The sequence below is a fragment of the Candidatus Aalborgicola defluviihabitans genome (genome assembly GCF_016705985.1).
Taxonomy (GTDB): domain Bacteria; phylum Pseudomonadota; class Gammaproteobacteria; order Burkholderiales; family Burkholderiaceae_C; genus Allorhodoferax; species Allorhodoferax defluviihabitans.
Window position 1 is genome coordinate 262192 of record NZ_JADJKN010000006.1, and the last position, 16177, is coordinate 278368.

The window sequence follows — 16177 nt, forward strand, 5'->3', positions numbered from 1 at the left end:
ACAACGTATGTATAATAAACCAAAATTCGCCATGGCCAGCAGTATTTGTTGTGCTCATCTAGACTGACGCCACCACGCCAGTCCCGTATGGCGCCCCGGTTTCCCCTATCTTTGTCAAAAGGATTTTCCATGTCCTCGTCATGCACTGTTGCTGTTTCCAAACGCCGTACCGGCGCCATATACCCTGCCCTGTTGACTTTATTGCCCATTGCGGCCATTTTGGCCGCCTGCGGCGCCAAAGATGGTGCACCCGCTGCCGGTGGCGCCGGCGGCCCGCCTCCCGCCACGGTTGGTGTTGTCACCATGGCCAACGAAGTCGTCGCCCTGCAAACCGAGCTACCGGGGCGCGTCAGCGCCGTGCGCGTGGCACAGGTGCGTGCGCGCGTTAACGGCGTCGTACAGAAACGTCTGTTCCGCGAGGGCAGCGAGGTCAAGGCAGGCCAGTTGCTTTACCAGATCGACTCTTCACCCTACAAAGCCGCTTTCGACAGCGCCCAGGCCACCATGGCCCGTGCCCAAGCCAATCTGGCCCAGGCCAGTGCGCAGGTAGAGCGCAACAAACCACTGGTAGAAGCCAATGCCGTCAGTAAACAGGAATTCACCACCCTGGTAACGGCGCAAAAGCAGGCCGAAGCCGATGTGGCCGCTGGCAAGGCCGCCGTGCAAACAGCCCAGATCAACCTGGACTATGCCGCGGTGACCGCCCCCATCTCCGGCCGCATCGGCCAGGCCTTGGTGACCGAGGGCGCGTTAGTGACTGCCGCCGAAGCCACGCAATTGGCCGTGATCCAGCAAACCGGCACGATGTACGTGAATTTCACCCAGAGCAGCACTGACGTGCTGCTCCTGCGCAAGGCGATGGCGTCCAAACAATTGCGCAGCGCCGGTGACGGGTCTGTGGCCGTGCGTGTGGTACTGGAAGACGGTACCGAACTGCCCCAACCAGGCAAACTGTTGTTCACTGACCTGACGGTGGACCCCACCTCTGGCCAGGTCACACTGCGCGCCGAAGTGCCTAACCCGGACGGTTTGCTGCTGCCCGGCCAGTACGTGCGGGTGCGTTTGTCGCAGGCCGAACTGCCTTCGGGCATGCTGCTGCCCCAACAGGCTGTCACGCGCACCAACCAGGGTGACACGGTGTTGGTGGTGGGCGCAGATGGCAAGCCCGCACCACGCCCCATCAAGGTGGGCAATGCCCAGGGTAACCAGTGGGTCGTACTAGACGGACTCAAACCCGGTGAGCAAGTCATCGTTGACGGCTTCCAGAAAATGATGGTGCCCGGCGCACCAGTCAAGACCGTGCCGTGGAATGCCAGTGCCGCATCAGCACCGGGTGCACCCGCATCGGCAGCCTCGGCTGCGGTCAGCAAATAAGGGGCACCGTATATGGCCCAGTTCTTTATCAACCGACCCATCTTTGCGTGGGTGATTGCCCTTTTCATTCTGGTTATGGGCGGCGTGGCCATCACGCAGTTGCCCATTTCACAGTACCCTCCGGTGGCGCCGCCATCTATCGTGATTTCTGCCGGCTACCCCGGTGCTTCTGCCCAGACGCTGGAGGACAGCGTACTGAGCGTGATCGAACGCGAGATGAACGGCTCGCCCGGCCTGATCTACATGGAGTCCGTGGCCCAGGCCAATGGCACAGGATCCATCACCGTGACCTTTGAGACGGGCACCAACCCGGACCTGGCGCAGGTTGATGTGCAAAACCGGCTCTCGCGCGCTGCACCACGCCTGCCAGCCGCCGTGAACCAGCAAGGGGTGCGCGTGGACAAAGCACGCTCCAACTTCCTGTTGTTCACCATGCTTTCCAGTGACAACCCGGACATCGACATCGTGCAACTGGGTGACTTTGCCTCACGCAACATCCTGCCCGAAATCCAGCGCCTGCCCGGCATTGGACAAGCGCAGTTGTTCGGCACCGAGCGTGCCATGCGCATCTGGATCGATCCGGCCAAGCTCAACGGCTTCAACCTATCCGCGGCGGATGTGAACAACGCCATCCGCTCGCAAAACGCCCAGGTGTCCTCTGGCGCGATTGGTGACCTTCCCAACATCACAGGCCAGTCCATCTCTGCCACTGTGGTGGTCGATGGGCAGTTGAACAGCGTCGAGCAGTTTGGCAACGTGGTGTTACGCGCCAATGCCGATGGTTCGTCCGTGCGCCTGAAAGACGTGGCCCGCATCGAACTGGGTGCCCAAGGCTATGCCACCTCGGCACGCCTTAATGGCAAACCAGCCACCGGTATTGGCGTTCAGCTCTCGCCCAGCGGCAACGCCCTGGCGGCGGCCAAGGCAGTACGCAACCGCATGGCCGAGTTGCAGCCCTACTTCCCCAAGGGCGTGAGTTGGAGCATCCCATTTGACAGCTCGCGCTTCGTCAAAATTTCCATCACACAGGTGGCCGAGACCTTGGTTATTGCGGTGATCTTGGTGTTTTTGGTGATGTTCCTCTTCTTGCAGAACTTGCGCTACACCATCATCCCGACCATTGTGGTGCCTGTGGCGCTGCTGGGCACTTTTGCCACCCTGCTGGCACTGGGTTTTTCGATCAACGTGCTGACTATGTTTGGCATGGTGCTGGCCATCGGCATCGTGGTGGACGATGCCATCGTGGTGGTGGAAAACGTCGAGCGCATCATGAGCGAAGAAGGCCTGCCTCCGCTGGAGGCTACTCGCAAGGCCATGGGCCAGATTTCGGGCGCCATCATCGGCGTGACGGTGGTGCTAATTGCGGTGTTTGTGCCGCTGGCCTTCTTCAAGGGCTCTGTGGGCAATATCTACCGCCAATTCTCGGCTGTGATGGTGGCATCCATTGCCTTCTCGGCCTTCATGGCACTGTCGCTTACACCTGCGCTGTGCGCCACCCTGCTCAAACAGGTGGAGGCCGGTCACCACCATGCCAAGAGTGGTTTTTTTGGCTGGTTCAACCGTGGCTTCTCCAGCACGGCCAAAAACTACGAAAGCCTGGTGGCGCGCATCTTGCGCCGCGCAGCGCGCTACCTGCTGATTTACGGCGCCATCATTGCCGTGGTGGCAGTGGTGTACCTGCGTTTACCAGCGTCCTTCCTGCCCAATGAAGACCAAGGCACCATGCTGGTCAACGTGCAACTGCCCCCCGGGGCAACTCAAGAACGTACTCTGAACGTGATGCAGCAGGTTGAAGGATTCCTCCTCAAACAACCCGAAGTGCAAAGCATGGTTGGCGTGCTGGGCTTCAGCTTCTCCGGCCAGGGGCAGAACGCCGCGCTGGCATTCGTGACGCTCAAGGATTGGTCCGAGCGTAAAGGCGAGACCCATTCTGCACAGGCGCTGGCTGGCCGTGCCTTTGGTGCAATGATGGGCATCCGTGACGCATTCGTCTTCCCCTTGAGCCCGCCACCCATTCCTGAATTGGGCTCAGCATCGGGCTTTACCTTCCGACTGCAGGACCGCGGTGGCAAGGGCCATGACGCACTGCTGGCCGCACGCAACCAGCTGCTGGGCATGGCGTCCAAGAGCAAGGTTCTCACCCAAGTACGCCCCGATGGTCTGGAAGATGCGCCGCAGTTGCAGATTGACATTGATCGTGAAAAAGCCAGTGCCTTGTTGGTAAGTTTTGACTCCATCAACAGCACTATCTCCACCGCGCTGGGTTCGACCTACATCAACGATTTTCCTAACCAGGGGCGTCTCCAACGAGTAGTGGTGCAGGCCGACGCCACGGCCCGCATGCAGCCCCAGGACATTCTGCGTTTGACTGCGTCCAACGCCCGGGGTGTACCAGTGCCACTATCCAGCTTTGCCAGCACCCGCTGGATCAATGGTGCCATGCAAACGGTGCGCTACAACGGCTACCCTGCCATGCGCATCGGTGGCAGCGCGGCAGCCGGCTACAGCACGGGCGATGCCATGACAGAGATGGAGAAGCTGGCCGCCCAGTTACCCGATGGCTTTGCCTTTGAGTGGACTGGCCAGTCCCGCGAAGAAAAACTCGCCGGCTCCCAAGCCATGGTGTTGTATGGTTTTGCGATTCTGGCGGTGTTCCTGTGCCTGGCGGCGCTGTACGAGAGCTGGTCCATCCCCATGGCCGTGATTTTGGTGGTGCCGCTGGGCGTATTGGGTGTGGTACTGGCAACGTTGATGCGCGGCTATGCCAACGACGTGTACTTCCAGGTTGGCCTAATCACCATCATTGGCTTGACGGCCAAGAACGCCATCTTGATCATTGAATTTGCCAAAGATCTGCAGGCCCAGGGCAAAACCGCAGTGGAAGCAGCCCTGGCCGCCGCACACATGCGCTTTCGCCCCATCCTGATGACCTCGATGGCCTTCATGCTGGGAGTGCTGCCATTGGCCATCGCTTCTGGCGCAGGCTCGGCCAGCCAGCGCGCCATTGGTACCGGCGTGATCGGTGGCAGCCTGTTGGGCACGGTGCTGGCGGTCTTCTTTGTACCGATCTTTTTCGTGGTGGTGCGCGGCCTGTTCAAAGGCAGTGAACGCCAACACCAGTTTGAAATGGAACATGCCCACCAAGTCGGCATCGAGACCCACCATGAATAATTTGCCCATGACCCCATCCCGTTTCTTCCGGCTGGCAACCGTATCAGCTGCCGCTTCCCTGGCAGGGTGCAGTTTCATCCCGACGTACGAGCGCCCTACTGCACCCGTAGCGGATCACTACAGCACTTTGGCGGGAACAACTGCCGACAGCAGCGGCCGCATCGCGGCTGAGATTGCCTGGCAGGACTTCTTCCAGGATGCACGCCTCAAGCGCCTGATCGAGTTGTCACTGCAAAACAACCGCGATCTGCGCGTGGCGGTACTTTCCATCGAGCAAACGCGGGCCCAGTTGCGCCTGCGTCAGGCCGACCAGTTGCCTACCGTCAACGCCGGTATCACGGGTACTCGTGGACCCGTTGCCTCGGGCGCAATCACGTCGACCTATTCCGCCGGTCTGAGCGTTACATCCTACGAACTGGACTTTTTTGGTCGCGTGCGCGCCCTGAGTGAAGCTGCACAAGCCCAGTTACTTGGCACTGAAGAAGCCCGCAGAACGGTGCAAATCAGCCTGATCGCTTCGGTTGCCAACACCTACTTGACCATGCTGGCCGATGACGAACTGCTGCGCGTGACCCGCGAGACAGTCACCACACGCCAGGAGTCCCTGCGGCTGACGCAACTCAAGTTTGACAACGAAGTGGTCTCGCAACTGGACCTGAGCCTGGCCCAGTCCCTGCTCGAAGGCGCCAAGGCATCGATGGCCCAGGCTCAGCGCCAGCGCGCCCAGGACGAGAATGCACTGGTACTGCTGGTGGGCCAGAGCCTGCCAGGCGATTTGCCAGCAGGCCTGCCTGTCACTGCCCAGGGTCTGGTGCCGGACCTGCCAGCCGGCGTACCGTCTGACTTGTTAACCCGCCGCCCCGATGTGCGCCAGGCGGAGCAGCAGTTGCTGGCCAACAATGCCAATATCGGTGCCGCCCGTGCCGCCTTCTTTCCACGCATCACGCTCACAGGCAGTGCTGGCGTTGTCAGCAGCGATCTGGACAAACTGTTCAGCGACGGCACGTCCGCCTGGACCTTCGCGCCACAACTGCTGCTACCCATATTCGATGCGGGGCGTAACCAGGCCAACCTGGAATCAGCCAAGGTCGCGCGCGACATCGCTGTGGCACAGTACGAGAAAGCTATTCAGACGGGTTTTCGCGAAGTTTCCGACGCCCTGGCCGGCCGCGCCACGCTGACCGAGCAGTTGCGTGCGCAAAACGCCCAGTTAGCCGCCGAGCAAACGCGTATGCGACTGACGGACCTGCGCTTCAAAAATGGCGCTGCCAGCGCCTTTGAGGTGCTGGACGCCCAGCGCAGCCTGTTTGGGGTGCAACAGGCTGCCGTGCAGGTGCAGGTGCAGCAGGTGCAAAACCTGGTAACGCTGTACAAGGTTCTGGGCGGTGGGTGGGATTAGTCCGTTTACCCTTAGATACAAAGGGTTACATGCCCTATAGAATTGAAGCGAGATCATCGAGTCTCACCCTGCTAGCTTCCATTCAAGGCCACTGCATATGTCCAAATTACTCGACTACCTTAACCTTCTTGATAGTGACGCGACTGCACGCGAGGCACATCAGCAAGATCCACAGGCATCCATGACACAGTTTGGCTTGAACGCGGAAGAGCAGCAGACGCTCATGTCGGGCGACATCGCAGCCATAGCAGCCTTGGCAGGCGTTGACGCCAGTGATCTTCCAAAGGTCAACGTAACCAATACCGACTTGACCTATTAGTCGTTGGACAGCGCACACATAGCGACGTTGATGGTGCGCACCTACATCGTTCAATCGCTTGCAGTACTTGCGATTGGGTTTCTTTGTTCGTTTGCCACGATGGCTGCGGAACAGGACACGTTCGAGACCTTGTTTTCCGAGGCCCGGAATTCATTAGGTACGTCCCCAAAAAAAGCCGATGCGGCACTGGAAAAGCTCAAGGCATTGCAACCGACGTTCACCCCGGAGCAAAACGAAAAGTATCAGCTGTCTTATGCCCATTCCTTGGGAGATCGGGGGAGGAATGAGGAGCGTATTGCTCTGGTGAATTCGCTGATCGCTCAGGTAAAGACCCCAGGGCGACGCGCAAGTTACCTCTACGAGTTGATTGATGGATACACAGCACTGGGCCGGTACGAAAAGGCGCTGCAAGCCATGAATGAATCCATTCTTTTGCTACCGGCCATTGAAAAACCTTCACAAAAGATTGTTGTTTTGCAGGGCGCACTGAACCTGTTGCGATCACTGCATGCCTATGACGAGACCTTTGACCTTGCCGAGCGCATCTATGCCTTGCGTGGCGACATCGTCGGGTCTTACGCTGCCTGCGTGGGACTAGCCAACAAAGTCGAAATCAGTTTCGAGCGAGGAAAGGAGCCGCTGGCCGACTCATTGGTGCAGGATGCCGTTAAAGCCTGCGATGCAAACAAAAATCCGTTCTTTGCGCTGATCATCAAAAGCCTGGCCGCGATTTATTTGATTGACACTGGCAACTATGCAAGGGGTATCACCGCCAGTTTGCCACTCACACAAGAGTTCGTCGTGCTCAGTCCGGATTCAGACTACGCAGTGCAGCTCGACGAGGCTCTGGCCCGCGCCTACCTCAAGACCGGCAACACACAACGCGCAGAGCACTTCGGCTTACGCGCGTATCAGAGGGCCCAATCCGGGCGTCTTCTGCTGCTGCACGAGAAGACCAGCGAGACCATGGCCGCCATCAAGCACGCGCAGGGACAACTGGAAGCAGCCATCAGCTATTACGACACTAACCTAACACTTAAGAAAAAGTGCTGGACGATCAGGTCATAAAGAGCCTGGCCTACCAGCGCGTCAAATTCGAAACGCAAGACAAGGCCAATCAACTGGCCCTGCTGGAACAGAAAAACCAGAACCTGCGCATGGAAAAAACCTTACAGGAACACCGGTACGAAAACCTGATCCTGCTAGTGACGCTGGGCCTGATCGTACTCACCAGCATGGGGGCTTGGCTGGTCAGAACGCTGAGAAGAATGGACGCGTTTCGCCATTCAGCCCAGGTAGACGGACTCACACAGGTCAGCAACCGCGCCTATTTCACGGCCTGTGTGCAACAAGCTTTCAAAGATGAACGCCACACCCAGAGTTTGGTGCTGCTTGATATGGATTTTTTCAAACATATCAATGACAGTTACGGCCACGCCACGGGGGACTGGGTGTTGAAAGCCATCTGTGAAGCAATCAAAACCCATTTGCGCAAGACCGATCTGTTTGGACGCCTCGGCGGTGAGGAGTTCGCCCTGTGCCTGACCGACCTCACTCCCGAGGAAGTATTGACTTTGGCAGAGCGTTGCCGGGTAGCTGTTTTGTCGATTGACACCCGACCCAGCGGCTTTAAATTCACCATCGCTGCAAGTTTTGGTATTGCCACACGTGCTGTTGGCGAGTCCTCGCGCTATGAAGACCTGCTGGCGGCCGCAGACAAGGCGTTGTACGTTTCCAAAAACACTGGGCGCAACCGCGTCTCGGTGTACCAACCCTCGAATGCAGGCGAGACATGAACGCGATAAAAAAAGGCAAACTCATTTGTGTTGGCACCGGCATGCGCATGGCGGGGCAAGTCACGCCACTGGCGCTGAGCTACATCGAAACTGCCGATGTGGTGGTTTCAGCCGTTCCCAACATCTTCACGCGCGACTGGATCAAAGGCATTGCAAAAGACTTCATCTGCGTGTTGGACCATTACGACGACTGCAACATGGACGGGAAAAACCGAGGTGATACCTACCGCCGTATGGCGGACACCATTTTGGAGCAGGTGCGCGCGGGCAAGACGGTGTGCGCGGCGTTCTACGGCCACCCTGGTATTTTTGCCTGCATCGCGCACATCGCCATCAAGGACGCGCGGTCCGAAGGGTACGGCGCCGAGATGTTGCCCGGCATCTCCGCCGAGGACTGCCTTGTGGCCGATCTGGGCATTGACCCTGGTCGCACAGGCATGCAATCCATGGAAGCCACGCAGTTCATGATCTATGAACGCCGCATTGACCCCAGCGCGCTGCTGATCCTGTGGCAACCGTTCCTGGCCGGTGAACTCAGCCTGAAACGCTTCGAGACTACGCAGGCCCGCGTGCAAGTACTGGTAGACAAACTTGCCCGGGACTACCCGTTGGACCACGAAGTGATCCTGTATGAAGCGGCCACCCATCCGCTGGAAAGAACCCGAATAGACCGCCTGCCACTGCGCGAGCTTCCCACCGCCACCATGGTGGGCGCTACCACGCTGGTCATTCCCGCAGCGCAGGCGCTCAAGCGTGACCAGGCCATCGTGGACCTGTTGAACGCACTGCCGGAGGCACCCCTGATGCCACTGGCGCAGGCTGCTTGATCGCGTTGATCATCCGTAGATTGCTATTTAAACAATAGCCTGTTACGTATATTTCACGAGGGCTAGAGGCCTAATTGATTCATAACCATTTTGCTACTCGACACGGGTCACAGCATTTGGTTTGAAGCCCAAGTCCGCTGCCTTGCCCTTGCGGGCACGGGCTGAACGGGCGTTGTTGAGGCTGCGAATTTCCAGCGTTTCATCGCGCGCCTTGCCACCCCGGCCAATGCCGTCAATGCGTATGGAGCGGGTGTAGGCCGCCGCGCCGGCCAGGGTGTCTTTAGCTTCCAGGTCGATCAGCATCAGCCCTCGCCCGCCCTTGGCCATGGCTTTGAGTTCGGTCAGCTCGAAGGTCAAAATACGCCCACCGGCAGAGGCGCAGGCCACATGCGTGGCCGGCGCCACTAACACAGCAGGGGTGCCTAGGGATACGACCTTGCCCTGCGCCCCCGCCACCAACGAGGGGCAGCACAAGGTCTCGCCAGGGTTCACCGTAACGAATGCCTTGCCTGCCTTCTGGCGTGAGACCATGTTCTCCACCGTGGCCATAAAACCGTAACCCGCACTGCTGCTCAGCAACAGCGTGGCGTTGGCCGGCCCGGCAAAGTAATACAGCAACTGGGTACCGGCTTCTAGCTCCAGCAAAGTAGTGACCGGCTGGCCATCGCCGCGGCCACCGGGCAACAGGGACACATCAATGGAGTAGACCCGTCCATTGGAGCCAAACACCAGCAAGGTATCGACGCTGCGGCATTCAAAGGTTCCGTAAAGTGCATCCCCTGCTTTGAAGGCAAAAGTAGATGCCTCATGACCATGGCCGGTGCGGACACGCACCCAACCCTTGTTGCTCACCACCACGGTGACGGGTTCATCCACGACTTTGACCTCAGCCACGGCCTTCTTTTCGGTCTGAATCAGGGTACGGCGCGCATCGGCAAAGGTTTTGGCGTCAGCCTCGATTTCTTTAATCATCAAGCGGCGCAGCGCGGCGGGACTGCCGAGAATTTCTTCCAGCTTACTTTGCTCCGTGCGCAATTCAGACAGCTCTTGCTCAATCTTGATGGCTTCCAGCCGGGCCAGTTGGCGCAGGCGGATTTCCAGAATGTCTTCTGCCTGTCGGTCCGACAGGTTGAATCGTGCAATCAGCGCAGCCTTGGGCTCGTCCGCCTGGCGGATGATGGCAATCACCTCGTCGATGTTCAGCAACACCGTCTGGCGGCCTTCCAGAATATGGATGCGGTCCAGCACCTTGGACAGGCGGTGCTGCGAACGCCGCTCTATGGTGGTCTGGCGAAACGCAATCCACTCGATCAGCATCTGGCGGAATGACTTTTGCGTAGGCCTGCCATCCAGCCCAATCATCGTCAGGTTGATAGGCGAAGAGGTTTCCAGGCTGGTGTGGGCCAACAACGCGGTGATCAGCTCCTGGTGTTCAATGCGGCTGGTTTTGGGCTCAAACACCAAACGCACCGCAGCGTCCTTGTTGGACTCATCGCGCACTACATCCAACACACTGAGGATACTGGCCTTGAGCTGGGTCTGGTCTTGGCTTAGCGCCTTCTTGCCAGCCTTGACTTTCGGGTTGGTCAGTTCTTCAATTTCTTCCAACACACGCTGGCTGCTCACGCCGGGTGGCAGCTCGGTCACCACCAGTTGCCACTGGCCACGGGCCAGGTCTTCAATCTTCCAGCGGGCGCGCACTTTGAGCGAGCCACGACCAGTGCGATAGGCATCTGCAATATCGGTGGCGCTGCTGATGATCTGCCCACCACCGGGATAGTCGGGGCCGGGCACCATGACAAACAACTCAGCGTCGGGCAAGGACGGGGTTTTGATCAGCGCCACGCAGGCGTCGGCAATTTCGCGCAGGTTGTGGCTGGGGATCTCTGTGGCCAGACCCACTGCGATGCCGCTGGCACCATTGAGCAGGTTAAACGGCAGGCGGGCCGGCAACTGGCAGGGCTCTTCGGTGGAGCCATCGTAGTTGGGCCGAAAGTCCACCGTGCCCATGTCGATTTCGTCCAGCAGCAGGCTTGTGATCTTGGACAGGCGTGCTTCGGTGTAGCGCATGGCGGCGGCGCCGTCACCATCGCGGCTGCCGAAGTTTCCCTGGCCGTCGATCAGCGGATAACGCTGGGAAAAGTCCTGCGCCATGCGCACCAGCGCGTCGTACGCAGCCTGGTCGCCGTGGGGGTGAAAGCGGCCCAGCACATCGCCCACCACGCGCGCGCTCTTGACCGGACGCGCACCGGTGTTGCCGTTGGGTCCGCCAAAGCCCAGGCCCATGCGCGACATGCTGTACAGAATGCGCCGCTGCACCGGTTTTTGGCCGTCGCACACATCGGGCAGCACACGGCCTTTGACCACACTGAGGGCGTATTCCAGGTAGGCGCGCTGTGCATAGGTGGCCAGGTTCAGTTCATCGTCTCCGCCATCGCGGGGCGGTTCGGGGGCCAAGTCAAGAATGGGTTGGTCGGTCATGGGATCGGGAGCTTATTCAGTAGAGGCCGTGGGCACGTCGGCGGCGGGAATGGTTACGCCGTGAAACTCGCCGCGCACACGCGCGGACTCGGCGGCTACCACCTTGGTGGTCTGGTACGGGGTGGAAGCGCTAAGGCGACTGTATAGCTGCATGACTGAACGCACGTAATTCTGCGTTTCTTTGTAATTGGGAATGCGGTTGCCCGCCTTTTGTACCGCACCTTCCCCCGCGTTGTAGGCAGCCACAGCCAGCTCCAGTTGACCGGGGAATAGGTTGATGAGGTCACGCAGGTAGCGGGCGCCCGTGTGGATGTTTGTTTTGGGGTCGGTCAGCTTGGCGGCCACGGTGCCGCTGTGGTCACTGGTCAGCCCATAGCGTTGCCCGGTGGCGGGCATAACCTGCATGAGACCTACCGCACCCTTGGGCGACACGGCCGTGGCATTAAAACCGGATTCAGTGGCGATCACCGCTTGCAGCAGCGCCATGTCGAGCTGGTTGACGTCCGCCGCTGCGCGTACATGGGGTTTGACGGCCAGAAAGCCCGGCGATAGTTCCAGGCGACTGATGGATTTGGCCGGCAAAGTGGCGCTTACCAGCCGCGACACGCCAGGAATGGCGCCGCCGGCGCTGGCTGCGTCGGGGGCTGGCATGCCATGGAACATGAGCTTGTAATGACTGTCCAGCTGGCTCGAGGCAAAGTGCTTGACCCCTCGCGCATCCACATAGGTCCACATATCGGCTTGCGCCACCTGCGTGACGCAGGCCAGCAGTCCGAACAAAAACAAAGAGCCTAGTCGGAACATCAGACGTCCACCTCAACGGAGTCGCCATGCAGCTCCATGAGCTCGCGCCGGGCCGCCGCTTCGCCCTTACCCATCAGCTTGGTGATCAGCGCCTCAGTGGCACCGAAGTCGATGGCGCCGAGCGCGACGGGCAGCAGGCGGCGGGTGTCCGGGTTCAGCGTGGTATCCCACAATTGCTCGGCGTTCATCTCACCCAGGCCTTTGAAGCGGCTGATGGTCCACGCGCCTTCGCGCACACCTTCTTTGCGCAGCTTGTCCAGAATGGCCGTCAACTCGCCATCGTCCAGCGCATAAGCCTTGCTGGCCGGTTTTTTGCCGCGCGCCGGGGCATCGACCCGAAACAACGGAGGGCGTGCCACATACACGTGGCCCGCCTCGATCAGCTTGGGGAAATGGCGGAAGAACAGCGTGAGCAGCAGCACCTGGATGTGTGAGCCGTCCACATCCGCGTCGCTCAGGATGCAGACCTTGCCATAGCGCAGACCCGTTAAATCCGGTGTGTCGTTGGGGCCATGCGGATCTACGCCAATGGCGACTGAAATGTCGTGAATTTCGGTGTTGGCAAACAGGCGGTCACGGTCCACTTCCCAGGTATTCAAGACTTTGCCACGCAGGGGCAGAATAGCCTGATTTTCCTTGTCGCGGCCCATCTTGGCACTACCGCCGGCCGAGTCACCCTCGACCAAAAATACTTCGTTGTAGGCAATATCTTTGCTCTCACAATCGGTCAGCTTACCCGGCAGCACGGCCACGCCAGAGCTCTTGCGCTTCTCGACTTTTTGCCCGGCTTTTTGCCGGCTCTGCGCGGCCTTGATTGCAAGCTCGGCCAATTTTTTGCCGTATTCCACGTGCTGGTTCAGCCACAGCTCCAGCGCAGGGCGGACAAAGCTGGACACCAGGCGCACCGCGTCGCGCGAGTTCAGGCGCTCCTTGATCTGGCCCTGAAACTGCGGGTCGAGCACTTTGGTGGACAGCACGTAGCTGGCGCGAGCAAACACGTCTTCGGGCATGAGCTTCACGCCCTTGGGCAAGAGCGAGTGCAATTCAATGAAATTCTTGACAGCAGTGAACAGGCCATCGCGCAGGCCGCTTTCGTGTGTGCCACCGGCGCTGGTGGGAATGAGGTTGACGTAGCTCTCGCGCACCGGCTGGCCGTCTTCGGTAAAGGCGACGCACCAGGCAGCGCCCTCGCCTTCGGCAAAGTTGTCATTCTGGCCATCGGCAAAACCGTCGCCCTCAAACAGTGGGATAACTGGGTCACCGTTAAGCGTTTGGGTCAGGTAGTCGCGCAGGCCACCTTTGTACAGCCAAGTTTGTGTCTCCTTGGTCTTCTCAATCAACAGAGAAACACTGACGCCAGGCATCAACACGGCCTTGCTGCGTAGCAAATGCGTGAGTTCAGCCATGGGCAAGATGGCAGACTCGAAGTATTTGGCATCCGGCCAGGCACGCACCGTGGTGCCGGATTTGCGATCACCGTCCACAGTTTTGCGGCTCTCCAAGGGCTGTGTCACATCCCCGTTCTCGAACACGATGGTCGCCACCTGGCCTTCACGGTAGCTGGTGGCCTCCAGCCGTTTGGCCAGGGCATTGGTCACGCTCACGCCCACGCCATGCAAACCGCCAGAGAAGCTGTAGGCGCCGCCCTTGCCCTTGTCGAACTTGCCGCCGGCGTGCAGGCGGGTGAACACCAGCTCAATCACCGGTGCTAGTTCTTCGGGATGCAGGCCAAAAGGAATGCCGCGCCCGTCGTCTTCAATCGATACCGAGCCATCGGTGTGCAACGTAACCTTGATCTTTTTGCCGTAGCCACCCAGTGACTCGTCGGCTGCGTTGTCCAGCACTTCCTGGATGACGTGCAGCGGGTTGTCGGTGCGGGTGTACATGCCCGGGCGCTGTTTGACCGGCTCCAGTCCTTTGAGAACGCGGATGGAACCTTCAGAGTATTCGGGGGTGGGTTTGACTGCCATAGGGGGCGCATTGTAATAGCTGCGCGCCATGTAGCTGTATACATACACAGGAATATCATTTGGGCAATGTACCTGCGCTGCAGGGTTAACCCGAATTTGTGACAATCACACCATGCACCGATCCGACCACAGGCCTCTCTCCACCGTGCAAGTGCTGGCCTGTGGCGCCGCCATCGTCACATTGTCCATGGGCATTCGACATGGCTTTGGACTGTGGCTGCAACCGATTACCCAGGCGCAGGGCTGGACCCGCGAGACCTTTGCACTGGCCATAGCTATTCAGAACCTGGCCTGGGGTATTTTCGGTATCTTTGCCGGCATGGCCGCCGACCGGTTTGGCGCCTTTCGGGTCATCATTGTTGGCGGGGTCCTTTATGGCCTGGGATTGGTTGGCATGGCGCAGGCCTCCACGCCGCTGCAGTTTTCTTTGAGTACGGGTGTGCTGATTGGCACGGCACAGGCCGGCACAACCTATGCTGTTATTTACGGCGTGATTGGCCGTAATGTCAGTGCCGACAGACGCTCCTGGGCCATGGGTGTAGCGGCCGCTGCGGGATCGTTCGGCCAATTTCTGATGGTGCCGACCGAGGGCTTTCTCATCAGCCATTTCGGCTGGCAGCAGGCCCTGGTGTTGCTGGGCTTGGCAGCCCTGCTGATGATTCCTCTGGCCTGGGGACTGCGCGAGCCAGGCTTTGGCAGCGTTTCGACGCAACCGCGTGAGCAGACCATTCTTCAAGCCCTGCGTGAAGCTTTCAAGTACCCCAGCTTCCAGCTTTTGATGGCCGGATATTTTGTCTGCGGCTTCCAGGTGGTCTTCATCGGAGTGCATATGCCAAGCTACTTAAAGGACAAGGGTTTGTCGCCCCAAGTCGCCAGCTACGCCCTGGCACTGATTGGCCTATTCAACGTGTTTGGCACCTACGCGGCCGGTGTGCTGGGTCAGAAGTTGTCCAAGAAAAATATCCTGGCGTTCATTTATTTTGCGCGCGCCGTGATCATTGCCGTTTTTCTATGGACCCCACTCTCACCGACCAGCGTGTATGTATTCTCGGCGGCGATGGGGACTTTGTGGCTGTCCACCGTGCCCATCACAACCGCAACCGTGGCACAGATTTTTGGCGTGACGCATCTGTCCATGTTGGGTGGCTTTGTGTTTTTCAGCCACCAGATTGGCTCCTTCATGGGGGTGTGGCTGGGCGGCTATTTGTATGACAAGACGGGCAGCTACGACATCGTCTGGTATATCGCTATCGCCCTGGGTGTGGCGGCCGCACTCATCAATCTTCCGGTCAAGGAGGCGGCCATTGTTCGCAACTTCTCACGGGGCGTGGCCACGCCATGAAGCTGTTCTGGCACGGAGTTTGGTGGGCAGTTGCGGCGGCGGTGTTGGCGGCCGTATTCCTGCTCTATACCCAGCCAGAGTTCATGGTGCAAATGGCTAACCAGCTGTGGTCATGCTTCTGAATCCCTCAGACTGGATCGTGCGCTGGTCGCACTTGCTGACCCCTGGTGCAACGGTACTGGACGTGGCTTGCGGCTCCGGTCGCCATCTGGCCTGGTTTGCCGGGCGAGGCCACCCCGTAACCGGCGTGGACCAATCCATTGCCGCTGCACAGGACCATGCTCCGGGTGCTGAATTGGTTTGTGCCGACATTGAAAAAAGCGACTGGCCCCTGTGCACAGAAGGCGGGCAGGTGCGCACCTTTGGCGCCGTCATTGTGGCCAACTACCTGTGGCGCCCCCTGCTGGACACACTGGTGGCCAGCGTCGCCCCGGGCGGCGTGTTGCTGTATGAGACCTTTGCCGATGGCAATGCCCAGTTTGGGCGGCCGTCCCGCGCTGATTTCTTATTGCAGCGCGGCGAACTGCTGAAGGTCTGTGAAAATCTGGACGTGGTGGCCTACGAGCACGGCTACCTGCAAACCCCACCCAGGGTCGTGCAACGCATTGCAGCGAAGCGCGCCACGCCGGTCTGCGCGCACACGCCGGATTGGGTGCGCCAGACACTCTAGGTAGAATCATTGATTACCGAACAT

General features: G+C 59.4%; 13 protein-coding genes. 10 read left to right on the forward strand and 3 right to left on the reverse strand.

What is annotated here, in order from left to right:
• Window positions 1-129: 129 nt before the first annotated feature.
• The 7 genes from IPI80_RS08875 to IPI80_RS08905 all read left to right on the forward strand — a co-directional run bounded on the left by IPI80_RS08875 (window position 130) and on the right by IPI80_RS08905 (window position 8886).
• Window positions 130-1374, forward strand: coding sequence for an efflux RND transporter periplasmic adaptor subunit (locus IPI80_RS08875; protein ID WP_413859200.1), 1245 nt, complete (start codon window positions 130-132; stop codon window positions 1372-1374).
• A gap of 12 nt (window positions 1375-1386) precedes the next feature.
• Window positions 1387-4545, forward strand: coding sequence for an efflux RND transporter permease subunit (locus tag IPI80_RS08880; protein WP_413859202.1), 3159 nt, complete (start codon window positions 1387-1389; stop codon window positions 4543-4545).
• A gap of 7 nt (window positions 4546-4552) precedes the next feature.
• Window positions 4553-5944, forward strand: a complete 1392-nt coding sequence (locus IPI80_RS08885; protein WP_413859204.1) for an efflux transporter outer membrane subunit — start codon at window positions 4553-4555, stop codon at window positions 5942-5944.
• A 97-nt stretch (window positions 5945-6041) separates the two neighbouring features.
• Window positions 6042-6263 (forward strand): hypothetical protein, encoded by a 222-nt coding sequence (locus IPI80_RS08890; protein ID WP_413859206.1) that lies wholly within the window; start codon window positions 6042-6044, stop codon window positions 6261-6263.
• A 30-nt stretch (window positions 6264-6293) separates the two neighbouring features.
• Window positions 6294-7331 carry a tetratricopeptide repeat protein gene (locus IPI80_RS08895; RefSeq protein WP_413859208.1) on the forward strand — a complete coding sequence of 346 codons (1038 nt, stop codon included), beginning with the start codon at window positions 6294-6296 and terminating at the stop codon, window positions 7329-7331.
• Window positions 7310-8059, forward strand: coding sequence for a GGDEF domain-containing protein (locus IPI80_RS08900; RefSeq protein ID WP_413859210.1), 750 nt, complete (start codon window positions 7310-7312; stop codon window positions 8057-8059). Before IPI80_RS08895 ends, IPI80_RS08900 begins: the two co-directional genes overlap by 22 nt.
• Window positions 8056-8886 carry an SAM-dependent methyltransferase gene (locus tag IPI80_RS08905; RefSeq protein ID WP_413859212.1) on the forward strand — a complete coding sequence of 277 codons (831 nt, stop codon included), beginning with the start codon at window positions 8056-8058 and terminating at the stop codon, window positions 8884-8886. Before IPI80_RS08900 ends, IPI80_RS08905 begins: the two co-directional genes overlap by 4 nt.
• Window positions 8887-8979: 93 nt before the next feature.
• Here IPI80_RS08905 and parC read toward each other — a convergent pair whose 3' ends face one another.
• The 3 genes from parC to IPI80_RS08920 are packed head-to-tail and all read right to left on the reverse strand — an operon-like array spanning window position 8980 to window position 14141.
• Window positions 8980-11367 (reverse strand): DNA topoisomerase IV subunit A, encoded by a 2388-nt coding sequence (parC, locus tag IPI80_RS08910; protein WP_413859214.1) that lies wholly within the window; start codon window positions 11365-11367, stop codon window positions 8980-8982.
• 12 nt (window positions 11368-11379) lie between these two features.
• Window positions 11380-12171 (reverse strand): lytic transglycosylase domain-containing protein, encoded by a 792-nt coding sequence (locus IPI80_RS08915; RefSeq protein ID WP_413859216.1) that lies wholly within the window; start codon window positions 12169-12171, stop codon window positions 11380-11382.
• Window positions 12171-14141, reverse strand: a complete 1971-nt coding sequence (locus IPI80_RS08920) for a DNA topoisomerase IV subunit B (RefSeq protein ID WP_413859218.1) — start codon at window positions 14139-14141, stop codon at window positions 12171-12173. The genes IPI80_RS08915 and IPI80_RS08920 overlap by 1 nt, the downstream gene beginning before the upstream one ends.
• Before the next feature lie 112 nt (window positions 14142-14253).
• Here IPI80_RS08920 and IPI80_RS08925 point away from each other — a divergent pair, with 112 nt between their 5' ends.
• The 3 genes from IPI80_RS08925 to IPI80_RS08935 are packed head-to-tail and all read left to right on the forward strand — an operon-like array spanning window position 14254 to window position 16153.
• Window positions 14254-15483: an MFS transporter gene (locus tag IPI80_RS08925; RefSeq protein ID WP_413859220.1), complete on the forward strand. Its 1230-nt coding sequence runs from the start codon at window positions 14254-14256 to the stop codon at window positions 15481-15483.
• Window positions 15480-15605 carry a hypothetical protein gene (locus IPI80_RS08930; RefSeq protein ID WP_413859222.1) on the forward strand — a complete coding sequence of 42 codons (126 nt, stop codon included), beginning with the start codon at window positions 15480-15482 and terminating at the stop codon, window positions 15603-15605. Before IPI80_RS08925 ends, IPI80_RS08930 begins: the two co-directional genes overlap by 4 nt.
• Complete coding sequence (locus tag IPI80_RS08935; protein ID WP_413859224.1) at window positions 15596-16153, forward strand: class I SAM-dependent methyltransferase; 558 nt, start codon at window positions 15596-15598, stop codon at window positions 16151-16153. Before IPI80_RS08930 ends, IPI80_RS08935 begins: the two co-directional genes overlap by 10 nt.
• The last annotated feature ends 24 nt before the right edge of the window (window positions 16154-16177 follow it).

Coding starts and splice junctions, on each gene's coding strand:
- IPI80_RS08895 (WP_413859208.1), top strand. CDS start 6,294: ATGGTGCGCACCTACATCGTTCAATCGCTTGCAGTACTTGCGATTGGG.
- IPI80_RS08930 (WP_413859222.1), top strand. CDS start 15,480: ATGAAGCTGTTCTGGCACGGAGTTTGGTGGGCAGTTGCGGCGGCGGTG.
- IPI80_RS08915 (WP_413859216.1), bottom strand. CDS start 12,171: ATGTTCCGACTAGGCTCTTTGTTTTTGTTCGGACTGCTGGCCTGCGTC.
- IPI80_RS08880 (WP_413859202.1), top strand. CDS start 1,387: ATGGCCCAGTTCTTTATCAACCGACCCATCTTTGCGTGGGTGATTGCC.
- IPI80_RS08925 (WP_413859220.1), top strand. CDS start 14,254: ATGCACCGATCCGACCACAGGCCTCTCTCCACCGTGCAAGTGCTGGCC.
- parC (WP_413859214.1), bottom strand. CDS start 11,367: ATGACCGACCAACCCATTCTTGACTTGGCCCCCGAACCGCCCCGCGAT.
- IPI80_RS08905 (WP_413859212.1), top strand. CDS start 8,056: ATGAACGCGATAAAAAAAGGCAAACTCATTTGTGTTGGCACCGGCATG.
- IPI80_RS08920 (WP_413859218.1), bottom strand. CDS start 14,141: ATGGCAGTCAAACCCACCCCCGAATACTCTGAAGGTTCCATCCGCGTT.
- IPI80_RS08890 (WP_413859206.1), top strand. CDS start 6,042: ATGTCCAAATTACTCGACTACCTTAACCTTCTTGATAGTGACGCGACT.
- IPI80_RS08875 (WP_413859200.1), top strand. CDS start 130: ATGTCCTCGTCATGCACTGTTGCTGTTTCCAAACGCCGTACCGGCGCC.
- IPI80_RS08885 (WP_413859204.1), top strand. CDS start 4,553: ATGACCCCATCCCGTTTCTTCCGGCTGGCAACCGTATCAGCTGCCGCT.
- IPI80_RS08935 (WP_413859224.1), top strand. CDS start 15,596: ATGCTTCTGAATCCCTCAGACTGGATCGTGCGCTGGTCGCACTTGCTG.